The organism is Streptomyces sp. HUAS TT7, from assembly GCF_051550175.1.
Taxonomy (GTDB): domain Bacteria; phylum Actinomycetota; class Actinomycetes; order Streptomycetales; family Streptomycetaceae; genus Streptomyces.
In genome coordinates this window covers 4204066-4224608 of the sequence record NZ_CP196175.1, presented here as the reverse complement: position 1 = coordinate 4224608, position 20543 = coordinate 4204066, and the positions used below count along the sequence as shown (strand labels likewise).

17 protein-coding genes and 2 tRNA genes are annotated in these 20543 nt (G+C 71.5%); 15 read left to right on the top strand and 4 right to left on the bottom strand.

Annotation, left to right across the window (positions count from 1 at the left end):
- Window positions 1-527: 527 nt before the first annotated feature.
- Window positions 528-1391: a bifunctional DNA primase/polymerase gene (locus ACSHXC_RS19040; RefSeq protein WP_438292701.1), complete on the bottom strand. Its 864-nt coding sequence runs from the start codon at window positions 1389-1391 to the stop codon at window positions 528-530.
- A gap of 449 nt (window positions 1392-1840) precedes the next feature.
- Here ACSHXC_RS19040 and ACSHXC_RS19035 point away from each other — a divergent pair, with 449 nt between their 5' ends.
- From ACSHXC_RS19035 to ACSHXC_RS18995, 9 genes are all read left to right on the top strand, one after another.
- Window positions 1841-2152, top strand: a complete 312-nt coding sequence (locus ACSHXC_RS19035; protein ID WP_438292700.1) for a hypothetical protein — start codon at window positions 1841-1843, stop codon at window positions 2150-2152.
- Window positions 2153-2387: 235 nt separating this feature from the next.
- The gene (locus ACSHXC_RS19030; RefSeq protein ID WP_438296691.1) at window positions 2388-3551 is read left to right on the top strand and encodes an acyl-CoA dehydrogenase family protein; all 1164 of its coding nucleotides are present in this window, start codon (window positions 2388-2390) and stop codon (window positions 3549-3551) included.
- A complete protein-coding gene (locus ACSHXC_RS19025) occupies window positions 3548-4519 on the top strand; it encodes a bifunctional MaoC family dehydratase N-terminal/OB-fold nucleic acid binding domain-containing protein (protein WP_438292699.1) in 972 nt (323 codons plus the stop codon). Before ACSHXC_RS19030 ends, ACSHXC_RS19025 begins: the two co-directional genes overlap by 4 nt.
- A complete protein-coding gene (locus ACSHXC_RS19020; RefSeq protein WP_438292698.1) occupies window positions 4519-5610 on the top strand; it encodes an acyl-CoA dehydrogenase family protein in 1092 nt (363 codons plus the stop codon). The genes ACSHXC_RS19025 and ACSHXC_RS19020 overlap by 1 nt, the downstream gene beginning before the upstream one ends.
- Window positions 5607-6008 (top strand): MaoC family dehydratase, encoded by a 402-nt coding sequence (locus tag ACSHXC_RS19015; protein ID WP_438292697.1) that lies wholly within the window; start codon window positions 5607-5609, stop codon window positions 6006-6008. Before ACSHXC_RS19020 ends, ACSHXC_RS19015 begins: the two co-directional genes overlap by 4 nt.
- Window positions 6005-7171, top strand: a complete 1167-nt coding sequence (locus ACSHXC_RS19010) for a lipid-transfer protein (RefSeq protein WP_438292696.1) — start codon at window positions 6005-6007, stop codon at window positions 7169-7171. Before ACSHXC_RS19015 ends, ACSHXC_RS19010 begins: the two co-directional genes overlap by 4 nt.
- 189 nt (window positions 7172-7360) lie before the next feature.
- Complete coding sequence (locus tag ACSHXC_RS19005) at window positions 7361-8194, top strand: DUF1906 domain-containing protein (RefSeq protein ID WP_438292695.1); 834 nt, start codon at window positions 7361-7363, stop codon at window positions 8192-8194.
- A gap of 253 nt (window positions 8195-8447) precedes the next feature.
- Entirely contained in the window at window positions 8448-9038 is a 591-nt protein-coding gene (locus ACSHXC_RS19000) for a SigE family RNA polymerase sigma factor (protein ID WP_438292694.1), read from the top strand.
- Window positions 9039-9204: 166 nt separating this feature from the next.
- Window positions 9205-10860, top strand: a complete 1656-nt coding sequence (locus ACSHXC_RS18995; protein WP_438292693.1) for a long-chain fatty acid--CoA ligase — start codon at window positions 9205-9207, stop codon at window positions 10858-10860.
- Window positions 10861-11150: 290 nt separating this feature from the next.
- On the opposite strand, the gene ACSHXC_RS18990 is transcribed toward ACSHXC_RS18995, so the two are convergent.
- Entirely contained in the window at window positions 11151-15332 is a 4182-nt protein-coding gene (locus tag ACSHXC_RS18990) for a PAS domain-containing protein (protein WP_438292692.1), read from the bottom strand.
- Window positions 15333-15483: 151 nt separating this feature from the next.
- Window positions 15484-15921, bottom strand: a complete 438-nt coding sequence (locus tag ACSHXC_RS18985; protein WP_438292691.1) for an SSI family serine proteinase inhibitor — start codon at window positions 15919-15921, stop codon at window positions 15484-15486.
- A 236-nt stretch (window positions 15922-16157) separates the two neighbouring features.
- Here ACSHXC_RS18985 and ACSHXC_RS18980 point away from each other — a divergent pair.
- Both ACSHXC_RS18980 and ACSHXC_RS18975 read left to right on the top strand, forming a co-directional pair.
- Window positions 16158-16251, top strand: a tRNA-Ser gene (locus ACSHXC_RS18980).
- A gap of 304 nt (window positions 16252-16555) precedes the next feature.
- Window positions 16556-16628: transfer RNA gene (locus ACSHXC_RS18975), tRNA-Arg, on the top strand.
- Window positions 16629-16887: 259 nt separating this feature from the next.
- Here the strand turns inward: ACSHXC_RS18975 and ACSHXC_RS18970 are convergent.
- On the bottom strand, window positions 16888-17142 hold the full coding sequence (locus ACSHXC_RS18970; protein ID WP_438292690.1) for a hypothetical protein: 255 nt from the start codon (window positions 17140-17142) through the stop codon (window positions 16888-16890).
- Window positions 17143-17372: 230 nt separating this feature from the next.
- On the opposite strand from ACSHXC_RS18970, the gene ACSHXC_RS18965 reads away from it, so the two are divergent.
- The 4 genes from ACSHXC_RS18965 (at window position 17373) to ACSHXC_RS18950 (ending at window position 20542) form a co-directional block, all read left to right on the top strand.
- Complete coding sequence (locus tag ACSHXC_RS18965; protein WP_438292689.1) at window positions 17373-18245, top strand: DUF2797 domain-containing protein; 873 nt, start codon at window positions 17373-17375, stop codon at window positions 18243-18245.
- A gap of 152 nt (window positions 18246-18397) precedes the next feature.
- Window positions 18398-18763 (top strand): antibiotic biosynthesis monooxygenase family protein, encoded by a 366-nt coding sequence (locus ACSHXC_RS18960; RefSeq protein WP_438292688.1) that lies wholly within the window; start codon window positions 18398-18400, stop codon window positions 18761-18763.
- Window positions 18741-19673, top strand: a complete 933-nt coding sequence (locus tag ACSHXC_RS18955) for an amidohydrolase family protein (protein ID WP_438292687.1) — start codon at window positions 18741-18743, stop codon at window positions 19671-19673. The genes ACSHXC_RS18960 and ACSHXC_RS18955 overlap by 23 nt, the downstream gene beginning before the upstream one ends.
- A gap of 128 nt (window positions 19674-19801) precedes the next feature.
- Window positions 19802-20542, top strand: coding sequence for a response regulator transcription factor (locus ACSHXC_RS18950; protein ID WP_438292686.1), 741 nt, complete (start codon window positions 19802-19804; stop codon window positions 20540-20542).
- The last annotated feature ends 1 nt before the right edge of the window (window position 20543 follow it).

The following is a 20543-nucleotide window of genomic DNA, read 5'->3' as shown; positions in this document are numbered from 1 at the left end:
AACGGACGCGTCGCAGACGCTGAAAGGAGCACGGAAACAGTGGAGGTGACCTTCACGCTCTGGGTTCTAGCTGGCTCAGGTGTGGCGAGCGTGGCACTGTTCGCCGCCAAGGGCCTGCTTGATCAACTGCCTGGAGTCTTCGAATCATGGCGCGCTGCCCGACGCGCGTGGCGTGGAGACCCGTCATGCTCAGCGGAGCTGCAGGCAGGTCGGCTCGTGAGCGCAGCGCATGATCCGGACGCTGGCCCTGTGGCGGTACCTGATGCTCGATTCCGATCGACTTGTGGACCAGGCGTGGACCGTCAGGCAGGACGAAGGAGCGTATAGGTGACGAACGAGCAGGTCAGCTATGTCTGAGAGCGCTGCCTCAGCACCCTCTTGAAAACCGTCGTGGCGCGAGTCACCGTGGGTTCAAATCCCACACCCACCGCGTGTGCCGGCCCAAGGGCCTGCGGAGAAGGGGCGTTCCGGATTTCCGGGGCGCCCCTTTCGCATGCCCGGCCGGGTCCCGCGCCGGCCCCGGCCCGTCACCGAGCCGTGGTCATCCGGGCCGCCGACGCGATGGTCGCGAGGGCCTCGCGTTCGGTGAGCCCCGTACGCATCGCGGCGGAGACGAGCGCCCCTGCGAGCTCCTCGCCGATGCCGTTCTCGTACGCGCGGCACGCCGCCCAGAACAGCCGGGTGTTGCGCTGGCCCTCGTGGGCGGCCAGAACGAACTGGACCAGGCCCTGCCCCTGGTGATCACCATGCTGTTGGGGATGGTGAGGGCGCGCGGCGGGTGTGAGCAGGTCCAGGAGTGCGCCGGGGCAGGGGGCCGGGACGAGGTGGGCGGTGCCGGGTGCGAGGCGGTAGACGCCCCGGGTGCTCAGCGAACCGGGCCCGACCAGATAACCGCCGGCGCCCCGGATGTCGATGCCGGGGGCGAGGCGGCTCGCGGAGTTCGGCACGACGGCCCCGGGCGGGCCGGTCAGCCAGACGTGCCGGCCTCCGCTCGGAGTGATCACGACCACGGTCTCGGGGATCGTGAACAGGTGCCGCAGCGCCAGGTGTTGGAGCGCCGCCGTCGCATCGGCCGCCGGAGGTTTGGTGTCGAGATCGATGCCTATGAGGTGGTGCGGCGGCCGGCCGCAGGCGATGCCGTAACCGGTGGCCCAGGGTGCGGCCGCGAACAGGGCGCGCACCGCGGCCGGGTCGGTGGTGGCGTCGTGCACCCCGTGCCCCGTGAGCCCGCACTCGCCCCGGCAGAGCACCGGCCGGGGATCCTCCCGGTGTGGCGAGGGGAGCGCCGGGAGCTTGGTGCGGGACAGCGGGATGACGGGCAGGCCGCGCTCGGCGGCGGACAGGGCGTGGGCGAGGGCCAGGGTGGCGGCCTGCCGGTCGGGGGTGGCCATGGCTCCATGTTCGTACGAATGTTCGAGAAAGGGAATCCCCTTCAGGGGTGACCGGCGCGATTGAGAGGGTGCCCGGGAGGGCCCGGGTGACGATCCGGTGCCGTATCGGTGTCCTCCGGGCGAGTTTTCGATGGCGGTCGAAGATTGGCCGAATCCGAGCGGAAACGGTTCTTCTCTTGCGCGGGGGCGGCTCCGGCGCCCGTGATCGAGCCGTGGCGAGAGCTTTGGGGGCGCATTGAGGGTTTATCGACATGTCCTCACGCTTGCGGGCGAAAGATGCCGCGATGACTGGTTCGCCGGGGATTCGGTGGGCAACTCTGATCTCGCGACGTCGTCACAGCGTCCGGGGCGGTCGGCCAACTGCCTTGGACCAGGCCGTACTTGCAGCTAGTAGGTGCGACCTGGAACGAGCCGAACTACCCGTACTTCTGGTTCCTGGAGGAATTGACATGGCAAGCATCCGTACCGCCCGCGTCCTCGCCGCCGTTGCCGCGCTGCCTCTCGCAGTCGCCCTCTTCTCGGGTGTGGCCTCCGCCGACAACGGCGCCATCGCGGGCCACGGATCGAACGCGGCGGTAGCGAACGTCGTCGGCAGCGGAGTCGGTCACGACAACCATGGGAACTCGTCCACCACACAGCAGCAGGCCGTCGGAGCCGGTGCCACCAACCAGAGCAACACGGCCCAGGTGAACGGCTCGGCCTTCACGTCGATCAACCAGGGCAACGGGAACGTCGCCGTGAACTTCTCCCGCCTGTGGTGAGCCTCCTCTCCCGTCGCGGGGTCCGGTCCATGGGGTGATCGGCGGCCCGGGTGACAGTGCTTCGGCACCGTCGCCCGGGCCGCTCGCATGCGGGCGTCGATGTCGTCCGCTGCCCCGGGGCATTGACAGGGGAGTTGAATCTGACGGACAGTCAGAAACCCTGATCCGTAGCTCTGCCCGGTGCTTGTACGGGCTGATGCGCGGAGTTGCCCGTACGCACGGAAAGGCCGCCGTCGTGCACCTCGCCCCGACCGAGCGCCAGCAGCGGCTGCGCGCCGAACTCCGCACGTACTTCGCTCGCTTGATGCCCGACGGGCCCCCGCTCGGGGCGGGCCCGGACGAGCAGCGGGCGCTGCTGCGCCGGATCGGCGCCGACGGGCTGCTCGGGCTCGGCTGGCCCGTCGAGTACGGCGGTCAGGGGCGCGGCCCCGACGAGCAGTTCGTCTTCTTCGACGAGGCCTACCGGGCGGGCGCACCCGTCTCGATGGTCACCCTGAACACGGTCGGCCCGACCCTGATGAAGTACGGGACCGCCGAGCAGAAGGCGTACTTCCTGCCCAGGATCCTGAGCGGCGACCTCGTGTTCGCCATCGGCTACAGCGAACCGGAGGCCGGCACCGACCTCGCCTCGCTGCGCACCAAGGCGGTACGGCACGAGGAGTCCTGGGTGGTGGACGGGCAGAAGATCTTCACCTCCAACGCCCAGAACGCCGACTGGATCTGGCTCGCCTGCCGCACCGATCCCAACGCGCCCAAGCACAAGGGGATTTCGATCATCCTGGTGCCCACGGACGCGCCCGGATTCTCGTGGACCCCGATCGAGACGGTCGGCGGACTGACCACCACGGCGACGTACTACGACGGCATCCGGGTGCCGCTGGGAAACCTGGTCGGCGAGGAGAACGCGGGCTGGGGGCTGATCACCAACCAGCTCAACCACGAGCGGGTCGCACTCGCCGCGATCGGCATGCAGGCCGAGGACTTCTACGAGGCGGCGCTCGCGTATGCGTGTACGCCCGATCCGGTGACTTCGCGGCACCCGGTTGACCACGGATGGGTGAAGGTGAAGGTAGCCGCCACGCATGCCCGGCTGGCGGTGAATCGCCTGCTCAGCTGGCGTTTGGTGGGCGATGTGGGAGCCGGGATTCTCGCGCCCGGAGACGCCAGCGGCGTGAAGTTCACGGGAACGGAGTCCGCGGTCGAAACGTATCGAATGTGTCGGGAAATCGTGGGGGACGCGGGCCTGATCAGGGGCGGTTCGCCCGGCGCCTTCGGGGACGGGGAGCTGGAGCGGATGAACAGGGCGGCACAGATCAACACCTTCGGGGGCGGGGTGAGCGAGGTGCAGCGGGAGATCGTCGCGACGATGCGGCTCGGGATGAAACGGGGGAAGAGGTGAGCGGGGTGAACGAGGCGGAATTCCTTGGCCGGTTGAAGAAGTTCGAGGGGCAGCCGGCGGCGACCGCGGGGGTCGGCAAGGACCTTGTCAACGAGCCCATGATCAGGCACTGGTGCGAGGCCATGGGCGACGCCCACCCCGCGTATACGGGGCCGGGCGCCATAGCGCCGCCGACGATGCTCCAGGCGTGGACGATGGGCGGCCTCTCCGGACACGGCGACGGCACGGGCCGCACCTCCGGCTACGACGAGCTGTTCGAGCTGCTCGACGGCGCCGGGTTCACCTCGGTGGTGGCGACGGACTGCGAGCAGGAGTACGTCCGTGACCTGCGGCCGGGTGACCGCGTCACCTACGACGCGGTGATCGAGACGGTGTCGGAGCGCAAGACCACCAAGTTGGGGACCGGGCACTTCGTCACCACACGGATGGATGTCTCGGTGGACGGCGAGCTCGCGGGCACGCACCGCTTCCGCATCCTCAAGTACACGCCTGCCCCACTGAGTTCGCGGCCTCCCGAGGAGGATCTCGCTCGGGCTGAGGGGAGGGAGGCGGGTGAGGCGCCTCCACGGGTGCTGCGGCCCAGGCCGGTCGTCAACCGGGACAACGCCGGGTTCTGGGCGGGAGTCGCCGAGCACCGGCTGCTGATCCAGCGCTGCGAGGACTGCGCCGAGCTGCGTTTCCCCTGGCTGCCGGGGTGCAACGCCTGCGGTTCGGGGCGGTGGGACACGGTCGAGGCGAGCGGCGGCGGCACCGTCTTCTCGTACGTCGTGATGCACCACCCGCCCTTCCCCGCCTTTGACCCGCCCTATGCGGTGGGCCTGGTCGAGCTCGAAGAGGGGGTGCGGATCATCAGCAACGTGGTCGGGGTGACGCCGGACAAGGTGCGGATCGGGATGCCGGTACGGCTCGAATTCCTGCGGGTGGACGACGAGTTGGAGCTCCCCGTGTTCCGTGCGGAGGTGGCCTGATGGACTTCACACCCACCGAGGAACAGTCGGCCGTCCGCGAGCTCGCCGGGCAGATCTTCGGTGACCTCTCGACGCACGAACGGCTGACCGCGGCCGGTACGGGAACCGACGCCGAGCTGTGGAAGGCGCTGTGCGGGGCCGGCCTGGTGGCGGCCGTCGAGGAGGTCGGCCTGCTCGGCCTGGTCCTCGCCCTGGAGGAGCAGGGCAGGACCACGGCCCAGGTCCCGTTCGCGGCGAGCTGCGTCTACGGAGTGCTCGCCCTCGCCGCACACGGCACGGCCGAACAGCGCGAACGGCTGCTGCCCGCCCTGCGCGAGGGCAGCGCCGTGGCGACCGGGGCGTTCCCCGCGTCCGAAGGGCGCGTACGGGCATCGGCGGAGGGCGAGCTGACGGGGGTCGCGACGCTCGTGCCGTGGCTGCGGGACGCCACGCACGTGCTGGTCCCCGACGAGGAGCGCCGCCTGTGGCTGGTGCGGGTCGCCGATGCTGGGGCCGAGGCAGTGGAGACGACCGCGCCCTGGTCGGCCGGGCGGCTCACACTCGACGGCACCCCGGCCGAGCGGGTGGGCGGGGCGGAGGCGTACGAGGACGTGCTGGCCACCGCCCGGACGGCGTTCGCGGGGCTCCAGGCCGGGGTGTGCGCGGGCTCGCTGGCCAGGGCGGTCCGGCACACCACGACCCGGGAGCAGTTCGGCCGGCCGCTCTCCACCAACCAGGGCGTGCTGCTGCGCGCGGCCGACGCGTACATGGACACCGAGGCGATACGGGTCACCTCCTATGAGGCGGCCTGGCGACGGGATGAGGGGCTGCCGTACGGGACGCACGCGCTGACGGCGGCCTGGTGGGCGTCCGAGGCGGGCACCCGCGTCGTGCACGCGGGCCAGCATCTCCACGGCGGGCTCGGCGCGGACCTGGAACACCCCGTCCACCGGCACTTCCTGTGGGGGCGACAGCTCGATGCGTATCTCGGATGCGGAGGTGAACTCCTCGCGGAATTGGGTGAGCTGATCGTGGCGGAGAAGCTGGCGGAGAAGGCTGAGAGGCGGCCTTCGGTGGAGGAGGCCCACACGGGAGAGGGGGTGGGGGCGTGAAGGCCGGAGACGAGCTGGCACCGCTTGAGATCCCGATCACCCGGACGCTGATCGTGGCCGGGGCGGTGGCCTCCCGCGACTATCAGGACGTGCACCACGACGCGGAGATCGCGCGCGAGAAGGGGTCGCCGGACATCTTCATGAACATCCTGACCACCAACGGCCTGGTCGGCCGGTACATCACCGACCACTTCGGTCCGACGGCCCGGCTGCGGTCCGTGAGGATACGGCTGGGCGCGCCCAACTATCCGGGGGACACCATGACGTTGACCGGCACGGTGACGGCTGTGGAGGGGGAGGTCGCGGAGGTGCGGGTGACGGGGGCGAACGGGCTGGGCCATCACGTCACCGGCATGGTGCGGGTGGCTGTCCCCGAGCCTGCCGGGGGTGAGTCATGAGCGTGCGCAAGGCCGACTCGCTCGGTGGGCGGGCGGCCGTCGTCGGGATCGGGGCGACCGAGTTCTCCAAGGACTCGGGGCGCAGTGAGCTGAAGCTGGCGGTCGAGGCGGTGCACGCGGCGCTCGACGACGCGGGGCTTGCGCCCTCGGACGTCGACGGGCTTGTCACGTTCACCATGGACACCAGCCCGGAGATCACCGTCGCGCAGGCGGTCGGCATGGGCGAGCTGTCGTTCTTCTCGCGGATCCACTACGGGGGCGGCGCGGCCTGTGCCACCGTGCAGCAGGCAGCCCTCGCGGTCGCGACCGGGGTGGCCGAAGTGGTCGTCTGCTACCGGGCGTTCAACGAGCGTTCGGGCCGGCGCTTCGGCTCGGGGGTGCAGCAGCGGGAGCCTTCGGCGGAGGGGGCGGCGCTGGGCTGGTCGCTTCCGTTCGGGCTGCTCACGCCCGCGTCCTGGGTCGCCATGGCCGCCCAGCGCTATCTGCACACCTACAACCTGACGCCCGAGGCGTTCGGCCACGTAGCGGTCACCGACCGCCGCCATGCCGCGAACAACCCGGCGGCCTACTTCCACGGCAGGCCGATCACCCTGGCCGACCATGCGGCATCGCGCTGGATCGTCGAGCCGCTGCGGCTCCTGGACTGCTGCCAGGAGACCGACGGCGGCCAGGCCGTGGTCGTCACCACCACGGAGCGGGCCAGGGACCTGCGGCAGCGGCCCGCCGTGATCACCGCGGCCGCGCAGGGGGCCGGCCGCCGGCAGGAGGAGATGACCAGCTTCTACCGGGACGAGCTGGCGGGGCTGCCGGAGATGGGGGTGGTCGCGCGACAGCTGTGGCGGACGTCCGGGCTCACTCCCGCCGAGATGGATGTGGCGATCCTGTACGACCACTTCACGCCATTCGTGCTGATGCAGCTGGAGGAGTTCGGTTTCTGCACACCGGGTGAGGCGGCCGACTTCGTGGCGGCGGACGGGGTCCCGCTCAACACGAACGGGGGGCAGCTGGGGGAGGCGTACCTGCACGGGATGAACGGCATAGCGGAGGCGGTCCGCCAGCTCCGGGGCACGTCGGTGAACCAGATACCCGACGCGGCCCACGTCCTGGTCACGGCGGGTACGGGCGTCCCCACGTCGGGGCTGGTTCTGGGGAGGGAGGGCTGAGGATCCGTCAAGAGGCGATCGGTGGTGACTGAGGGGGTATCAGGGGCTCATGGCACCCGGCTGGTTGGCACGGATCAGGCGGCCGGTCACCGGGCCGGCACTGGCCCGGCCGACTGATCCTGTGCTCGGACGGCGGAGGCGGTGGGCCGAGCGGTGGCCGGTCGGGGCGGGCGGTCGTTCACTCGGGCCATGCGCCGTCTCAAGCTGACCCTCGCCACGTTCGCCACCACTCTGCTCACCCTCGCCACTCTGCTGGCCCCCTCCGCGGCCGCGGACGGGTGGCAGGAGGAGCAGGCGGCGGCGGTGGCCGCCACGCCCTTCAAGGGCGCCGCCTTCGACATCTGCAACACACCCTCGCTGGCCGTGATGCGGGCCTGGCGGAGTTCGCCGTACCGCGCCGTCGGCATCTACTACGCGGGCCGCGGCCGGCACTGCCCGGTGCAGCGGAACCTGAACAAGAGCTGGGTGACCCAGGTGCACCGGATGGGCTGGCAGGTGCTGCCCGTGTTCGTGGGCTCGCAGGCCCCGTGTGTGTACGCGGAGAACAAGAAGGGAGTGCGGATCGGCAGCCAGCCGGTGAAGCAGGGCAGGTCCGAGGGAGGCCAGGCTGTCCAGGCGGCGCGGGCGCTCGGCATGCAGACCGGCAGCCCGCTCTACCTCGACCTGGAGGCGTACAACGTGGGCAATGCCTCGTGCGCCCGCACCACGCTCGACTTCGTCCGGGCCTGGAACCGGGAGGTGCGCGCGCGAGGTTACCTGCCGGGGTTCTACAGCAGCGCGGGTTCCGGCGTACGGCAGATGGAGCAGGCCAGGAAGGCGGGGGTGAAGGACCTTCCGGCGGCGATCTGGTTCGCCCGCTGGCACACCGGCCCCGCGCTGTACCAGGAGGCGTCGCTGCACAAGAGTGCCTGGCAGCACATGAGGATCCACCAGTACGCGGGGGATGTCGCCGAGTCGCACGGCGGATACCGGCTGGTCGTGGACCGCAACCAGGTCGACGCACCGGTCGCCCGCATCGGCTGAGGGAGGCCGGGCGTCCTCGGCCCCGGCCGGACCGGTGGTCGGGAGCCTTCCGCACCGGCTGAGCCGGAGGGCGTTCCGGCCGCTCGCACGCGGGCCGGCGCGGTGTCGGACCGGGAGGGTGAACCCTGAGGGCCGAGGATGCGTCCTCCACCTTCAGGAGGTGTGGCCACCCCCACCCCTACAACCTGAGGCGGACACCGCTTCGGGACCTGGGGCCGATCCCGGCGGGCCTCGGCGCTCATAGCGTGGAGACATGACAACGCCCGTCTGCACCAGCGCCTCCCGAGCGGCGACGCCCCACCACGCGTACTCGTCGTTCTCGTCGTACGTCCGCGCCAGGGGCCCCGTGCTGCTGCGCACCGCGCGCTCGCTGACCGCGAACCCGAGCGATGCCGAGGACCTGCTGCAGACGGCGCTCACCAAGACGTACGTCGCCTGGGACCGGATCGAGGACCACCGGGCGCTCGACGGCTATGTGCGCCGCGCGCTGCTCAACACCCGTACCTCGCAGTGGCGCAAGCGCAAGGTCGACGAGTTCTGCTGCGACGAGCTGCCCGAGCCGGAGGTCGTGCCCGGCCCCGACCCGGCCGACCAGCAGGTGTTGCACGACGCGATGTGGCGGGCGGTCATGAAGCTCCCCGACCGCCAGCGGGCCATGGTCGTCCTCAGGTATTACGAGGACCTGAGCGAGGCGCAGACCGCCGAGGTGCTCGGGGTCTCGGTCGGCACGGTCAAGAGCGCGGTGTCGCGCGCCCTTGGCAAGCTCCGCGAGGACCCGGAGCTTGGAGCCCATACGCTGACGCCCGCCCGGGCGGCGGGAGGGGCATACGGTGACGCGGCGTGACGGCCTCGGCCGCGGAACGGGCACCCGGCCGGGGTTTCTGCAGGTAACTTCGCGGATCCGCGGCTGAAACTACTCCCGGGTAGTGACATACCGAGCGGTACGTGAGCAGAATTCGGCACACCCCTATCGCCACAGAGCGCACCGTAGCGCTCACCGGGAGGACGCCGTGCTGAGCACCATGCAGGACGTACCGCTGCTGATCTCGCGGATCCTGACCCATGGGTCGACGATCCACGGCAAGTCCCAGGTCACGACCTGGACCGGCGAGGCCGAGCCGCACCGTCGCAGCTTCGCCGAGATCGGTGCCCGGGCCGCTCAGCTGGCCCACGCCCTGCGCGAGCTCGGCGTCGAGGACGGCCAGGCGGCGGGGACGCTGATGTGGAACAACGCGGAGCACGTCGAGGCGTACCTGGCGATCCCGTCCATGGGCGCCGTGCTGCACACCCTCAACCTGCGGCTGCCCGCCGAGCAGTTGATCTGGATCGTCAACCACGCCGCCGACCGCGTGGTGATCGTCAACGGTTCGCTGCTGCCGCTGCTCGCCCCGCTGCTCCCGCACCTGCCGACGCTGGAGCACCTCGTCGTGTCCGGCCCCGGCGACCGCTCCCTCCTCGACGACATCGACGGTGCGGGCCCGCAGGTGCACGAGTACGAGGAGCTGCTCGCCGGCCGGCCGACGACGTACGACTGGCCGCAGCTGGACGAGCGCAGCGCCGCCGCCATGTGCTACACCTCCGGCACGACAGGCGACCCCAAGGGCGTGGTCTACTCCCACCGTTCGATCTACCTGCACTCCATGCAGGTCAACATGGCCGAGTCGATGGGGCTCACCGACGCGGACACGACGCTGGTCGTGGTGCCGCAGTTCCATGTGAACGCCTGGGGCCTGCCGCACGCCACCTTCATGGCCGGCGTGAGCATGCTCATGCCCGACCGTTTCCTGCAGCCCGCCCCGCTCGCCGACATGATCGAGCGTGAGAAGCCGACGCACGCGGCCGCCGTCCCCACCATCTGGCAGGGTCTGCTCGCCGAGGTCACCGCCCGTCCGCGCGACCTCACCTCGATGCGGAGGGTCACGATCGGTGGCGCGGCCTGTCCGCCCTCGCTGATGGAGGCGTACGACAAGATCGGCGTGCGGCTCTGCCACGCCTGGGGCATGACCGAGACCTCGCCGCTCGGCACCATGTCCAACCCGCCGGCCGGGCTGAGCGCCGAGGAGCAGTGGCCGTACCGCATCACGCAGGGCCGCTTCCCCGCCGGGGTCGAGGCGCGCCTTGCCGGGCCCGGCGGCGAATTCCTGCCCTGGGACGGGGAGTCGGCGGGCGAGCTGGAGGTGCGCGGCCCCTGGATCGCGGGTGCGTACTTCGGCGGTGTGGGCGGAGAGGACTTCCGCCCGGACGACAAGTTCAGCCCGGACGGCTGGCTGCGGACCGGCGACGTCGGTGTGATCAGCCCGGACGGGTACCTGACCCTCACCGACCGCGCCAAGGACGTCATCAAGTCCGGCGGCGAATGGATCTCCAGCCAGGAGCTGGAGAACGCGCTGATGGCGCACCCCGAGGTCGCCGAGGCGGCGGTCGTCGCCGTCCCGGACGACAAATGGGGCGAACGCCCGCTCGCCACGGTCGTGTTGAAGCCCGGCGCCACCGCGGACTACGCAGCCCTGAAGGCCTTCCTCGCCGAAAAGATCGCCAAGTGGCAGCTCCCGGAGCGCTGGGCGCTGATCGAGGCGGTGCCGAAGACGAGCGTGGGCAAGTTCGACAAGAAGGTGATTCGGCGGCAGTACGCGGATGGGGAGCTGGATGTGACCCTGCTCCGCTAGGCGCTTCGCCGGGGTGCGGGATTTTCGGGTGCGGGCAGTCCGTGGCCGGTCGCGCCCCCAGTTCCCGGCTCCGCTCGAACAGGGGGACCCCCATCGCGGCGGAGCCGCACCATGTCGGAGCCCCGCGCCCCTTCAGGGCACCTGACATACGTCGGCATGCAGAACCTGAGCCCTCGGCTGAACGGCTGACCGGGGCAGGCGAAGCACCCTGGGCGCGGGGAACTGCGCGACCAGCCCTCGACGGCCCGCAGTCGACCGTCCGGCCTCAGCCCCCCAGAAAAGCCGCGAGGCTAGTTCGTGCCGATCTTTGCCAGAAGGTCCACGATGCGGCCCTGGACCTCGCTGCTCGTGGAGCGTTCTGCCAGGAACAGGACCGTCTCGCCGGACGAGAGCTTCGGGAGTTCTGCCTGGTTGATGCCGGCCGAGGTGTAGACGACCAGCGGGGTGTGGTTCAACTGGCCGTTGGCGCGCAGCCAGTCGACGATTCCGGCACGTCGGCGGCGTACCTGCATGAGGTCCATCACGACCAGGTTCGGCCGCATCTGGGCGGCCAGGGTGACCGCCTCGGAGTCGGTTCCGGCGCGGGCGACCTGCATGCCGCGCCGCTCCAGCGTCGCGGTGAGCGCGACCGCGATCTCCTCGTGCTCCTCGATCAACAGGACGCGGGACGGGTGCTGCTCGCTGTCGCGCGGCGCGAGGGCCTTGAGCAGGACGGCGGGATCGGCGCCGTACGCCGCCTCCCGCGTCGCCTGCCCGAGCCCCGCCGTGACCAGGACGGGAACCTCGGCCGCGACGGCCGCCTGGCGCAGGGACTGGAGCGCGGTACGGGTGATCGGGCCGGTCAGCGGGTCGACGAACAGTGCGGCGGGGAACGCGGCGATCTGCGCGTCGACCTCCTCGCGGGAGTGCACGACCACGGGCCGGTAGCCGCGCTCGCTCAGCGCCTGCTGGGTGGAGACGTCGGGCGCGGGCCACACGAGCAGCCGGCGCGGGTTGTCGAGCGGCTCGGGGGGCAGCTCGTCGTCGATGGGCTGCGGCTGCGGCCGGTTGGCCACCTCGACGGCGCCGCCGGGTCCGTCCAGCGGCTCGGGACCCTCGGCACCCTCGTCGGGCGCCCCGATGGCGTACGCGCGGCCCCGGCCCTCGGAGGGGGGCGAGGGAAGTACGGGGTGCGGCCGGGCGGCCGGTTCGGCGGGGCGCTCCACGCCCTCGGGGGGCGTGCCGAGCTTGCGCCGGCGCCCGGAGCCGAGCGAGCCGCCGGAGGTCTGGGCCGACGCCTGGGCCTGCGCCTGGCTGAACGGCGCGTTCTGCCCGAGCGCCCGCACACTGAACGCCCGTCCCTGTGTGTCCCCGCCGACGGCCGGGATGCCCCCGGGCGGAGTCTCGGCGGGCAGCGGCTGGCGGGCGGGCTGGGCGGGGGAGGGCTGGGGCGCGGGCTGGGGCTGGTTGCCCTGGGCCTGGTTCTGGCTCTGGTTCTGCGGCGGTACGGGACCGGCCGCACCCGGCGCCGGAACCGCGCGGGCCGCCCACTCGGGCTGCTCGGCGGGGTGCGGCTGAGGCGGGGTGTGATCGGCCACGGGGTCGCCGGGGGCGGGGTTGTTCCGGGCGGGGACGTTCTGGCCCGGCCCGGCCGGGGTGGGGTTGGCCCCCATGTGCCCGGCACCTGTGGGCTCAGCACCCATGGGCTCGGCACCCATAGGGCCGCCATCCATGGAGCCGGCATCCACTTGGCCGACACCCACAGCCCGAGCCCCCGTCGGCTCAACACCCATGGCCCCGGCCCCTACAGGCCCGGCACCCATAGCCCGGCCACCCAGGGCCTCCGCACCCACAGCCCCAGCGCCCACATGCTCAGCAGCACCTACGTGCCCGGCACCCATATGCCCAGCACCTACATGTCCCGCACCTACCCGCCCAGCCTCCTCCGCAGAAGGTGCGGAGCCGGCGGAACCGGCGGAACCGGCGGAACCGGCGGAACCGGCGGAACCGGCGGAACCGGCGGAACCGGAGGAACCGGAGGAACCGGAGGAACGTACGGGGTCATGCTGCCCGGACGCCGCAGCGTCAGCCGCACCACCCGGGGCCGGGGCCGGGGCCGACGGCACGGGAGCCGGATGCGGCGCCTGGTCGGCATCGGCGGGCGGGAGCGCGAACGCGGTCCGCACCAAACCCTCCTGCCCGCTCGCAGAGCCGCTCGTAGAACCACTCGCCGCGCTGCCCCCGGCCGGCGCGGCACCCAGCGCACGGCGGGCCCGGCGCCCGGTCGGCTCGCCGACGTTCTCGGGGGAGCCGGAGGAAGGGGCAACCGGTGCCTCGGCGGAGGAAGGCGCGGGCAGTGCACGGCGGGCCCGGCGTCCAGTGGCCTCGGTGGGCACTCCCTGCGGCGGCACGGCCTCGCCCAGCGCGGCCCGGCCCATGCCGGACGACTCGCGGGCGCTCTCCGCACCGGTGACGACGGAACCCTCGGCGGCCTGCCCCAAGGCCTGTCCGGTGGCCCGCCCGACTGCCTGCTCGGCAGGACTGGGCCGCCCACGCCGCCGCCCGGACCCGGACGGAGCCCCGGACGCGTCCCCAGAACCGGAAACACCCCCGCGTCCGCCCGCACCCTCGACGGACTCGGACAGCTCACCGGTCCCGGTGTTCTGCTGACCCGGAATCCGGGCTCGTTCCCCGGCGGGGCCGTCGCCCTCCTCGGCACCACCGGAACCAGAACCAGAAGGCGACCCGGAGTCGGAACCCGAACCGGAACCGTCCGCCCCGGACCCCGAACCGCCCTCGGCCCGAGCCCGCCGACGACCCGTCGGGGACTTCTCCTCGCTGACCGGGCTCTCCAGGAACGCATCCGTGGACGCCCGCCGGGCCCGCCGACGCCCGCCGCCGTCCTGCTGGGCGGGCAGCAGCGCCTCGTCGGGCTGCGGTGCCGCGGGCACCTCGACGGTTCCCGCCCCCGCGCCGAGCGGCACTTCGAGCACGTACGCCGAACCGCTCATGCCCGGCACGTCCACGGTCTGCAGGACACCGCCGTGCGCCTTCACGATGCCGCGCACGATGGGCCCGTGCACCGGGTCGCCCCCTGCGTAGGGCCCGCGCACCTCGATGCGTACGACCTCGCCGCGCACCGCGGCCGCGACGACCACGGTCGAGTCCATGTAGCCACCGGCGGCGACCGGCGCCTTGCCGGTCGCGTCGACGCCGGCGACGTCCGCGATCAGGTGGGCCAGCGCGGTCGCCAGGCGGGGCGCGTCGACCTCGGCCTCGATGGGCGGGGTGTGCACGGCGAACTGGGCGCGCCCCGGCCCGATCAGCTCGACGGCACCGTCGACACCGGCGCCGACCACCGAATCGACAAGCACCTTCGCCTTCTTGAGCTCCTCGCTGCCCGCGTCGAGCCGCTGGTAGCCGAGGACGTTGTCGACGAGCGTGGTGATGCGGGAGTAGCCGGCCGCGAGGTGGTGCAGAACCTGGTTGGCCTCGGGCCACAGCTGGCCCGCGTCGTCGGCGGCGAGGGCGGCGAGTTCGGCGCGCAGCTCGTCGAGCGGCCCGCGCAGCGAACCCGCGAGCACCGAGAGCAGTTGCTGGTGCCGGGCGGCGAGCGCGTCGTAGCGCGCGGTCTCCCGCTCCAGGACCTCGGCGTGCTTGGCGGCCTGCTCCTCGAACGGGCGCCGGTCGGTGAAGGTCATGACCGCGCCGACGAGCAGGTCGCCGTCGCGCACCGGCGCCGTGGTGAGGTCGACCGGCACCTGGGCGCCGCTCTTGGTCCAGATGACCTGCCCGCGCACCCGGTGCTTGCGCCCGGACTTGAGGGTGTCGGCGAGCGGGCTCCCCTCGTACGGGAACGGCTCGCCGTCCTCGCGCGAGTGCAGCACCAGCGGGTGCAGCTCCTGCCCGCCGAGGTCGCTGGCCCGGTAGCCGAGGATCTGCGCGGCCGCGGGATTGACCAGGACGACCCGCCCGTCGGTGTCGGTCCCGACGACACCCTCGGCCGCCGCGCGCAGGATCATCTCGGTCTGCCGCTGCGAACGGGCGAGCTCCGCCTCGGTGTCGACGGTGCCGGAGAGGTCCCGTACGACGAGCATCAGGAGTTCGTCGCCCGAGTACGAACCGGGCCCGCCGCCGCTTCCGTAGGAGGCGTACGCGTCCCGCCCGTCCTCCAGGTTGGCGCTGGTCACCTCGACCGGGAACTCGGTGCCGTCGGTGCGGCGCGCGATCATCCGGGTGGGCTTGGTGCGGCCCTGGTCGTCCTCGCTCTCGGGCCGGCGCATGGAGCCGGGGATGAGCTTGGAGTCGAAGGTGGGCAACAGGTCGAGAACTCCCCGCCCCACGAGCCCCGTACCGGGCGCCTCCAGCATTTCCAGCGCGACGGTGTTGGCGTTGACGACCGTGCCGTTGCAGTTGACGAGCAGGAGCCCGTCCGGAAGGGCGTCAAGTATGGCTGCGAGGCGAGCAGCGCCTCGGGATGGCCTGCTGCTCACGACGACGCTTCCTCCCTGAACCACTGCACCTTGCGGCCTGTCACTGGGAGGGAGTCTAAAGGCTGGGGATGTCGGAGCGACGGCGGATGAGGGGGAGCTCTCACCAAGGTTGTGTGACCAAGGGGTACGCGCGATGGGCGTACGGGGCCCCCTACCTGGCGCTCGGCAGCACCGGCACCAGGTTGTCCCACCGCGAAACCTCGCACCCATTGGCACGGCTGTACGTAGCGTCGACGGGCCGTCCGGCCCAGCTGCCGGTGATGTGCGCGGTGGCGGGGCCGCCGTAGATCATCGTGCAGAACTGGTCCTTGGGCACCGGAGCGAAGGGGTCCTTGCCCCAGGTCGTCACGGAGTCGAGTTTGTCGCAGGCCTGCTGGCGGCGCGGATGACTCCCGCCCGCGGGGTGGCATTCGAGCGTGTACTTCCCCTCGACACCGGGGTTGTGCTCGATGGTGACGGTGAGGCGGTCCTCGGTGTGGCCGTCGCCGAGCAGGGACAGCGGGACGGGCAGGGGTCCCGCGGAGGCGGCGGGCGCGGCGGCGAGCGCGGTGAGGGAGGCGGCGGCGGTGACGGCGAGGCGGCGCAGCATGGGTCTCGTATCTCCAGTCGTACGGGCGGACTTCCGGCGGACGGTCCGGGCCCCCGGTGGGCTTCTGAGGCCCCCTGAAGGCTCCAGCGGTCTAACGCGCGTCAACGCCCGGCGTTGCGCCGCAGAACGGCTTTGCTCTGGTGCCCACCTGCCTAGTACCGTGGGGTGCGATTGGTGACGGCCCGCAAGGCTGTGTCATCATCTGCACGCACCACTCGCGCACGCGACGGTGTGCTGGAGGCGTCGCCTAGTCCGGTCTATGGCGCCGCACTGCTAATGCGGTTTGGGTCTTAAAGCCCATCGAGGGTTCAAATCCCTCCGCCTCCGCCAGCAAGACCCGAAGCCCCGGCCCCACGGCCGGGGCTTCGGCCATTCCTCGGGCCTTCCCGGAGTCTCCGCCGGCCTTCGCCGAGTCTCCGCCGGCCTTCGCCGGGCCGTTCCCGTGCCGCCCGTGGCTCGCTCCGGGGCCGTCCTCGCCCCGCGCCCGACCCCGCCCGGCGTCCCCGGGGTTGCTCACGCAGAGACATTCCCGCAGGTCAGAGGCGGTAGGGCTAATGGATTTCGCGTCACGGCGCAGGTCATGTAATGTTGTTCTCGCAACGCCGACGGGGCAGAAAAAACCCCGGAAGCACAAGCACTCGTAGCTTAACGGATAGAGCATCTGACTACGGATCAGAAGGTTGCAGGTTCGAATCCTGCCGAGTGCACACAGGTGAGAGGCCCCGGACGAGAGTCCGGGGCCTCTTGCGTTGGGGCGTACGACGCCGAAGCGGAGCGGCGCCGCGATCTTCGGCGGCCGACGGAATCGGGCGGCGCCCGCCCGGCATGGCTACGGCCGACCGGCCGATCGCGGCCGATCATGGCCCGCACGGAGCAGGGGCCCGGCGCCGGGCTTGTGTCCCGGGCGCCGAGCCCCATTTCGGTGAATTGCGTAATGCGATTCCCTGATGCCCAGTAACGGCGGTGTCAGCAGCTGGAGCCGACGCCGTCGAACTGTGCGCCGGGATTGCCCTCGCCGTTGAGCGCATTGCCCAGCAGACCGTTGAGCAACCCGACCTGGCCGAGGATGTCGATGTTCAGGTCATGGGTCTTGCACCAGTGGCCATGCCCACCGCGCTCACCCCCGCCTTCCGCGTTCTGCGCGGTGGCCGTGCCGGTGGCTATGAGGCTCAGGGTCCCCAGCATGGCGGCCGCGACAGCGGCCTTCTGAAGCTTGCGCATTTTTCCTCCTGGGGTCAGTGGAGCGCACCATCAAAAGATCCACTTTTGCGCTCAATTGGGAGGCTAATCCGATATCTCCCACACCGCTCACCGAAGCTGCCATACGGGTCTCCGGGGCCCAACCGGGCCCCTCGTCCGGCGGACTGAGAAGGCATCAGCCCGCTGGGCGAGGGCCCGGATTCCTGCGAGCGGCCGGCCCCGTTGTCAGTGCCGGGAGGTAGCTTCGGAACGTGGCTGGGTTGTGGCGGTGTGTCGGGGTTCGGTGGGGCGACGGGGGGCCTCGGCTTCTTTGGGAGGAGGGGCGGAGCAGTCCGCTCGGGTACGGGCGTGAGCTGGCGTTTCGGGTGGTGGGGGAGCGGAGCTGTGTGGGGGCTCGGGGGAATCGGTGTCCTGTGGCGGCGGCAATGCCGGGGCGGAGTACTCAGGCGCGGTGTGCCGAGTGTGCGCGGCTCGACCGGGCGCATTCCGTGGCCGCCGATACGTACCTCGACGATCCCCGGACCTATCGCGTCTACCTCGCCTGGTTCGGGAGCGGCATGGTCAAGGTCGGGATCACCGCTGAGGAGCGGGGTTCGGCCCGGCTGCTCGAACAGGGGGCGGTGGCCTTTGGCTGGCTCGGGCGGGGGCCCTTGATGGCGGCCCGGCGCTGCGAGGAGCTGCTCAGGGCCGCGCTCGGGGTGCCGGACCGGATCCCGTACGCCGAGAAGCGGGCCGTACGGGCCCGGCTTCCCGGGGCGGACGAGCGGGCCGCCGAGGTCGCCCGGCTGCACGCGCGGGCCCTCGCGCTCGCCGGCTGGCCCGAGTCGCTGGAGCGGATCGAGTGCCAAGTGGTCGACCACGCACGGGAGTTCGGGCTCGCCGGGCTCGCGCCGGCCTCCGGGGTCGTCACTGAGCTGGTGGACGGCGGGGTCGTCGGCGGGCGGCTCGTCGCTGCCGCCGGGCCGGATCTCCACCTGGAGGCGGGGGGCTCCGTTCTCGTGCTGGACACGCGGCTCATGAGCGGGTGGGATCTTGCCGCCGTCGGTGCCGGCGCGGGCAGCGGCGTCAGCGTGCCGGTGCGGGAGGTGCCCAAGGAGGAGGGGGTGCAGGATCAGTTGTTCTGAAGGGGGCTGGGGTCCGGCGTCTGCGGTTCGGGGTGCGTGGGCGCGAACGGGGTGATGCCTGCCGGGGGCGATGGTCAAGAACTGGATCCCCTTTGGATCCCTTCCGGTAAGGGATCTGGACACGGTCCGTGGAGGCGGCCGAGGGTGGGGGCATGAGCGATCAAGAGCAAGTGCACGGGCTGGTTTCCGGGATTCAACCTCCTTACTACGCCGTGGTGTTCACCTCCCTCCGGAGGGAGGGCGCCGACGGATCCGACGGCGGGTACGGGGAGACCTCCGTCCTGATGCAGGAGCTCGTCGCCGAGATACCCGGGTATCTCGGGTACGAGACCGCGCGGAATCCCGGTGGGCTCGGGATCACCGTCGGATACTTCCGGGACGAGGAGGCCATCGCCGCCTGGCGGGGGCGCCTGGAGCACCAGCAGGCGCAGCGGCGCGGGCGGGCCGAGTGGTACGAGGGCTACAGCGTCCATGTCGCCAAGGTCGAGCGGAGTTATGGATTTGAGCGGAAGCAGTAGCGGGGCTGCCGTTCGGGCGTTCTGGGGGCGGCTCGGGCTGCCGGGGCTCGTCGACGTACACACCCATTTCATGCCCGAGCGCGTGCTCAACAAGGTGTGGGAGTACTTCGACTCGGCCGGGGAGCTCGTCGGCGGAGTCGAGTGGCCCATCACCTATCGGGAGGAGGAGGCCGAGCGGCTGCGGCTGCTCCGGGAGGAGTTCGGGGTGCTCGCCTTCACCTCGATGATCTACCCCCACAGGGCTCGGATGGCCGAGTGGCTCAATGGGTGGAGTGCCGGGTTCGCCGGCCGGACTCCCGGCTGTCTTCACACCGCTACCTTTTTCGCCGAGCCCGGGGCCGCAGCCTACGTACGGGACGCCCTCGATTCCGGCGCTCTCGTCTTCAAGTCCCATGTGCAGGTAGGGAGTTACGACCCGGGGGATCCGTTGCTCGATCCCGTCTGGGGACTGCTCGCCGAGGCCGGGGTGCCGGTCGTCATTCACTGCGGGTCCGGGCCCGCGGCCGGGAAGTACACCGGGCCCGGCCCCGTCGGGCGGGTGCTCGCGCGGCACCCCCGGCTGCGGCTGATCGTCGCGCACATGGGGATGCCGGAGTACGCCGACTTCCTCGACCTCGCCGACGCGTACGGCTCGGTCATGCTCGATACGACCATGGCCTTCACCGACTTCAGTGAGCGCGGTGCGCCCTTCCCCGTGCGGGAGCGGGGGCGGCTGCTGGATCTGGGGGAGCGGATTCTCTTCGGGTCCGACTTCCCCAACATCCCGTACCCCTATCTCCATCAGCTGGAGGCCCTTGAGCGGCTCGGGCTCGGGGACGAGTGGCTTCGGGCGGTTTGTTACGGGAACGGGGCCCGCCTCTTCGGGCTGCCGGGCCGCACCCCGCCGCGCCCGAGCCCACTGCCCGGCTGAGCCGACCGCAAGGAGCCGACCGTGGCAGCAGATCGCAAGGAGCCGACCGTAAGGCCCCCGCCCACTTTCTCAGGCAAATCACAGGATCGGGCAAGGAGGTTCTCACCGCCGGCTCACAGGGTGGGGCCATGACCGTTACCTCCTCGCCCCAGGGGCGGACCGAAATGCTGCGGCCGGACGGCAGCCCCGTCCGAGTGCTCGTCGTGGACGACGAGGCGCCGCTCAGCGAACTGCTCTCCATGGCGCTGCGCTACGAGGGCTGGGACGTGCGCAGCGCCGGCGACGGGGCCGGGGCGGTGCGCGATGCCCGGGACTTCCGGCCCGACGCCGTGATCCTCGACATCATGCTGCCCGACATGGACGGCCTCGCCGTCCTCGGGCGGCTGCGCCGCGAGCTCCCCGACGTGCCGGTGCTCTTCCTCACCGCCAAGGACTCCGTGGAGGACCGGATCGCCGGGCTCACGGCGGGCGGCGACGACTACGTGACCAAGCCGTTCAGCCTGGAGGAGGTCGTGGCCCGGCTTCGCGGGCTCATCCGCCGCTCGGGCACGGCGGCCCTGCGCAGCGAATCCGTGCTGGCCGTCGGCGACCTCACGCTCGACGAGGACAGCCACGACGTGACCCGGGGCGGGGTCAACATCCACCTCACCGCGACCGAGTTCGAGCTGCTCCGCTTCCTCATGCGCAACCCGCGCCGGGTGCTCAGCAAGGCGCAGATCCTCGACCGCGTCTGGTCGTACGACTTCGGCGGCCAGGCCAATGTCGTCGAGCTGTACATCTCCTACCTGCGGCGCAAGATCGACGCCGGGCGCTCCCCGATGATCCACACGCGGCGCGGCGCGGGATATCTGATCAAGCCCGGCGAGTAGC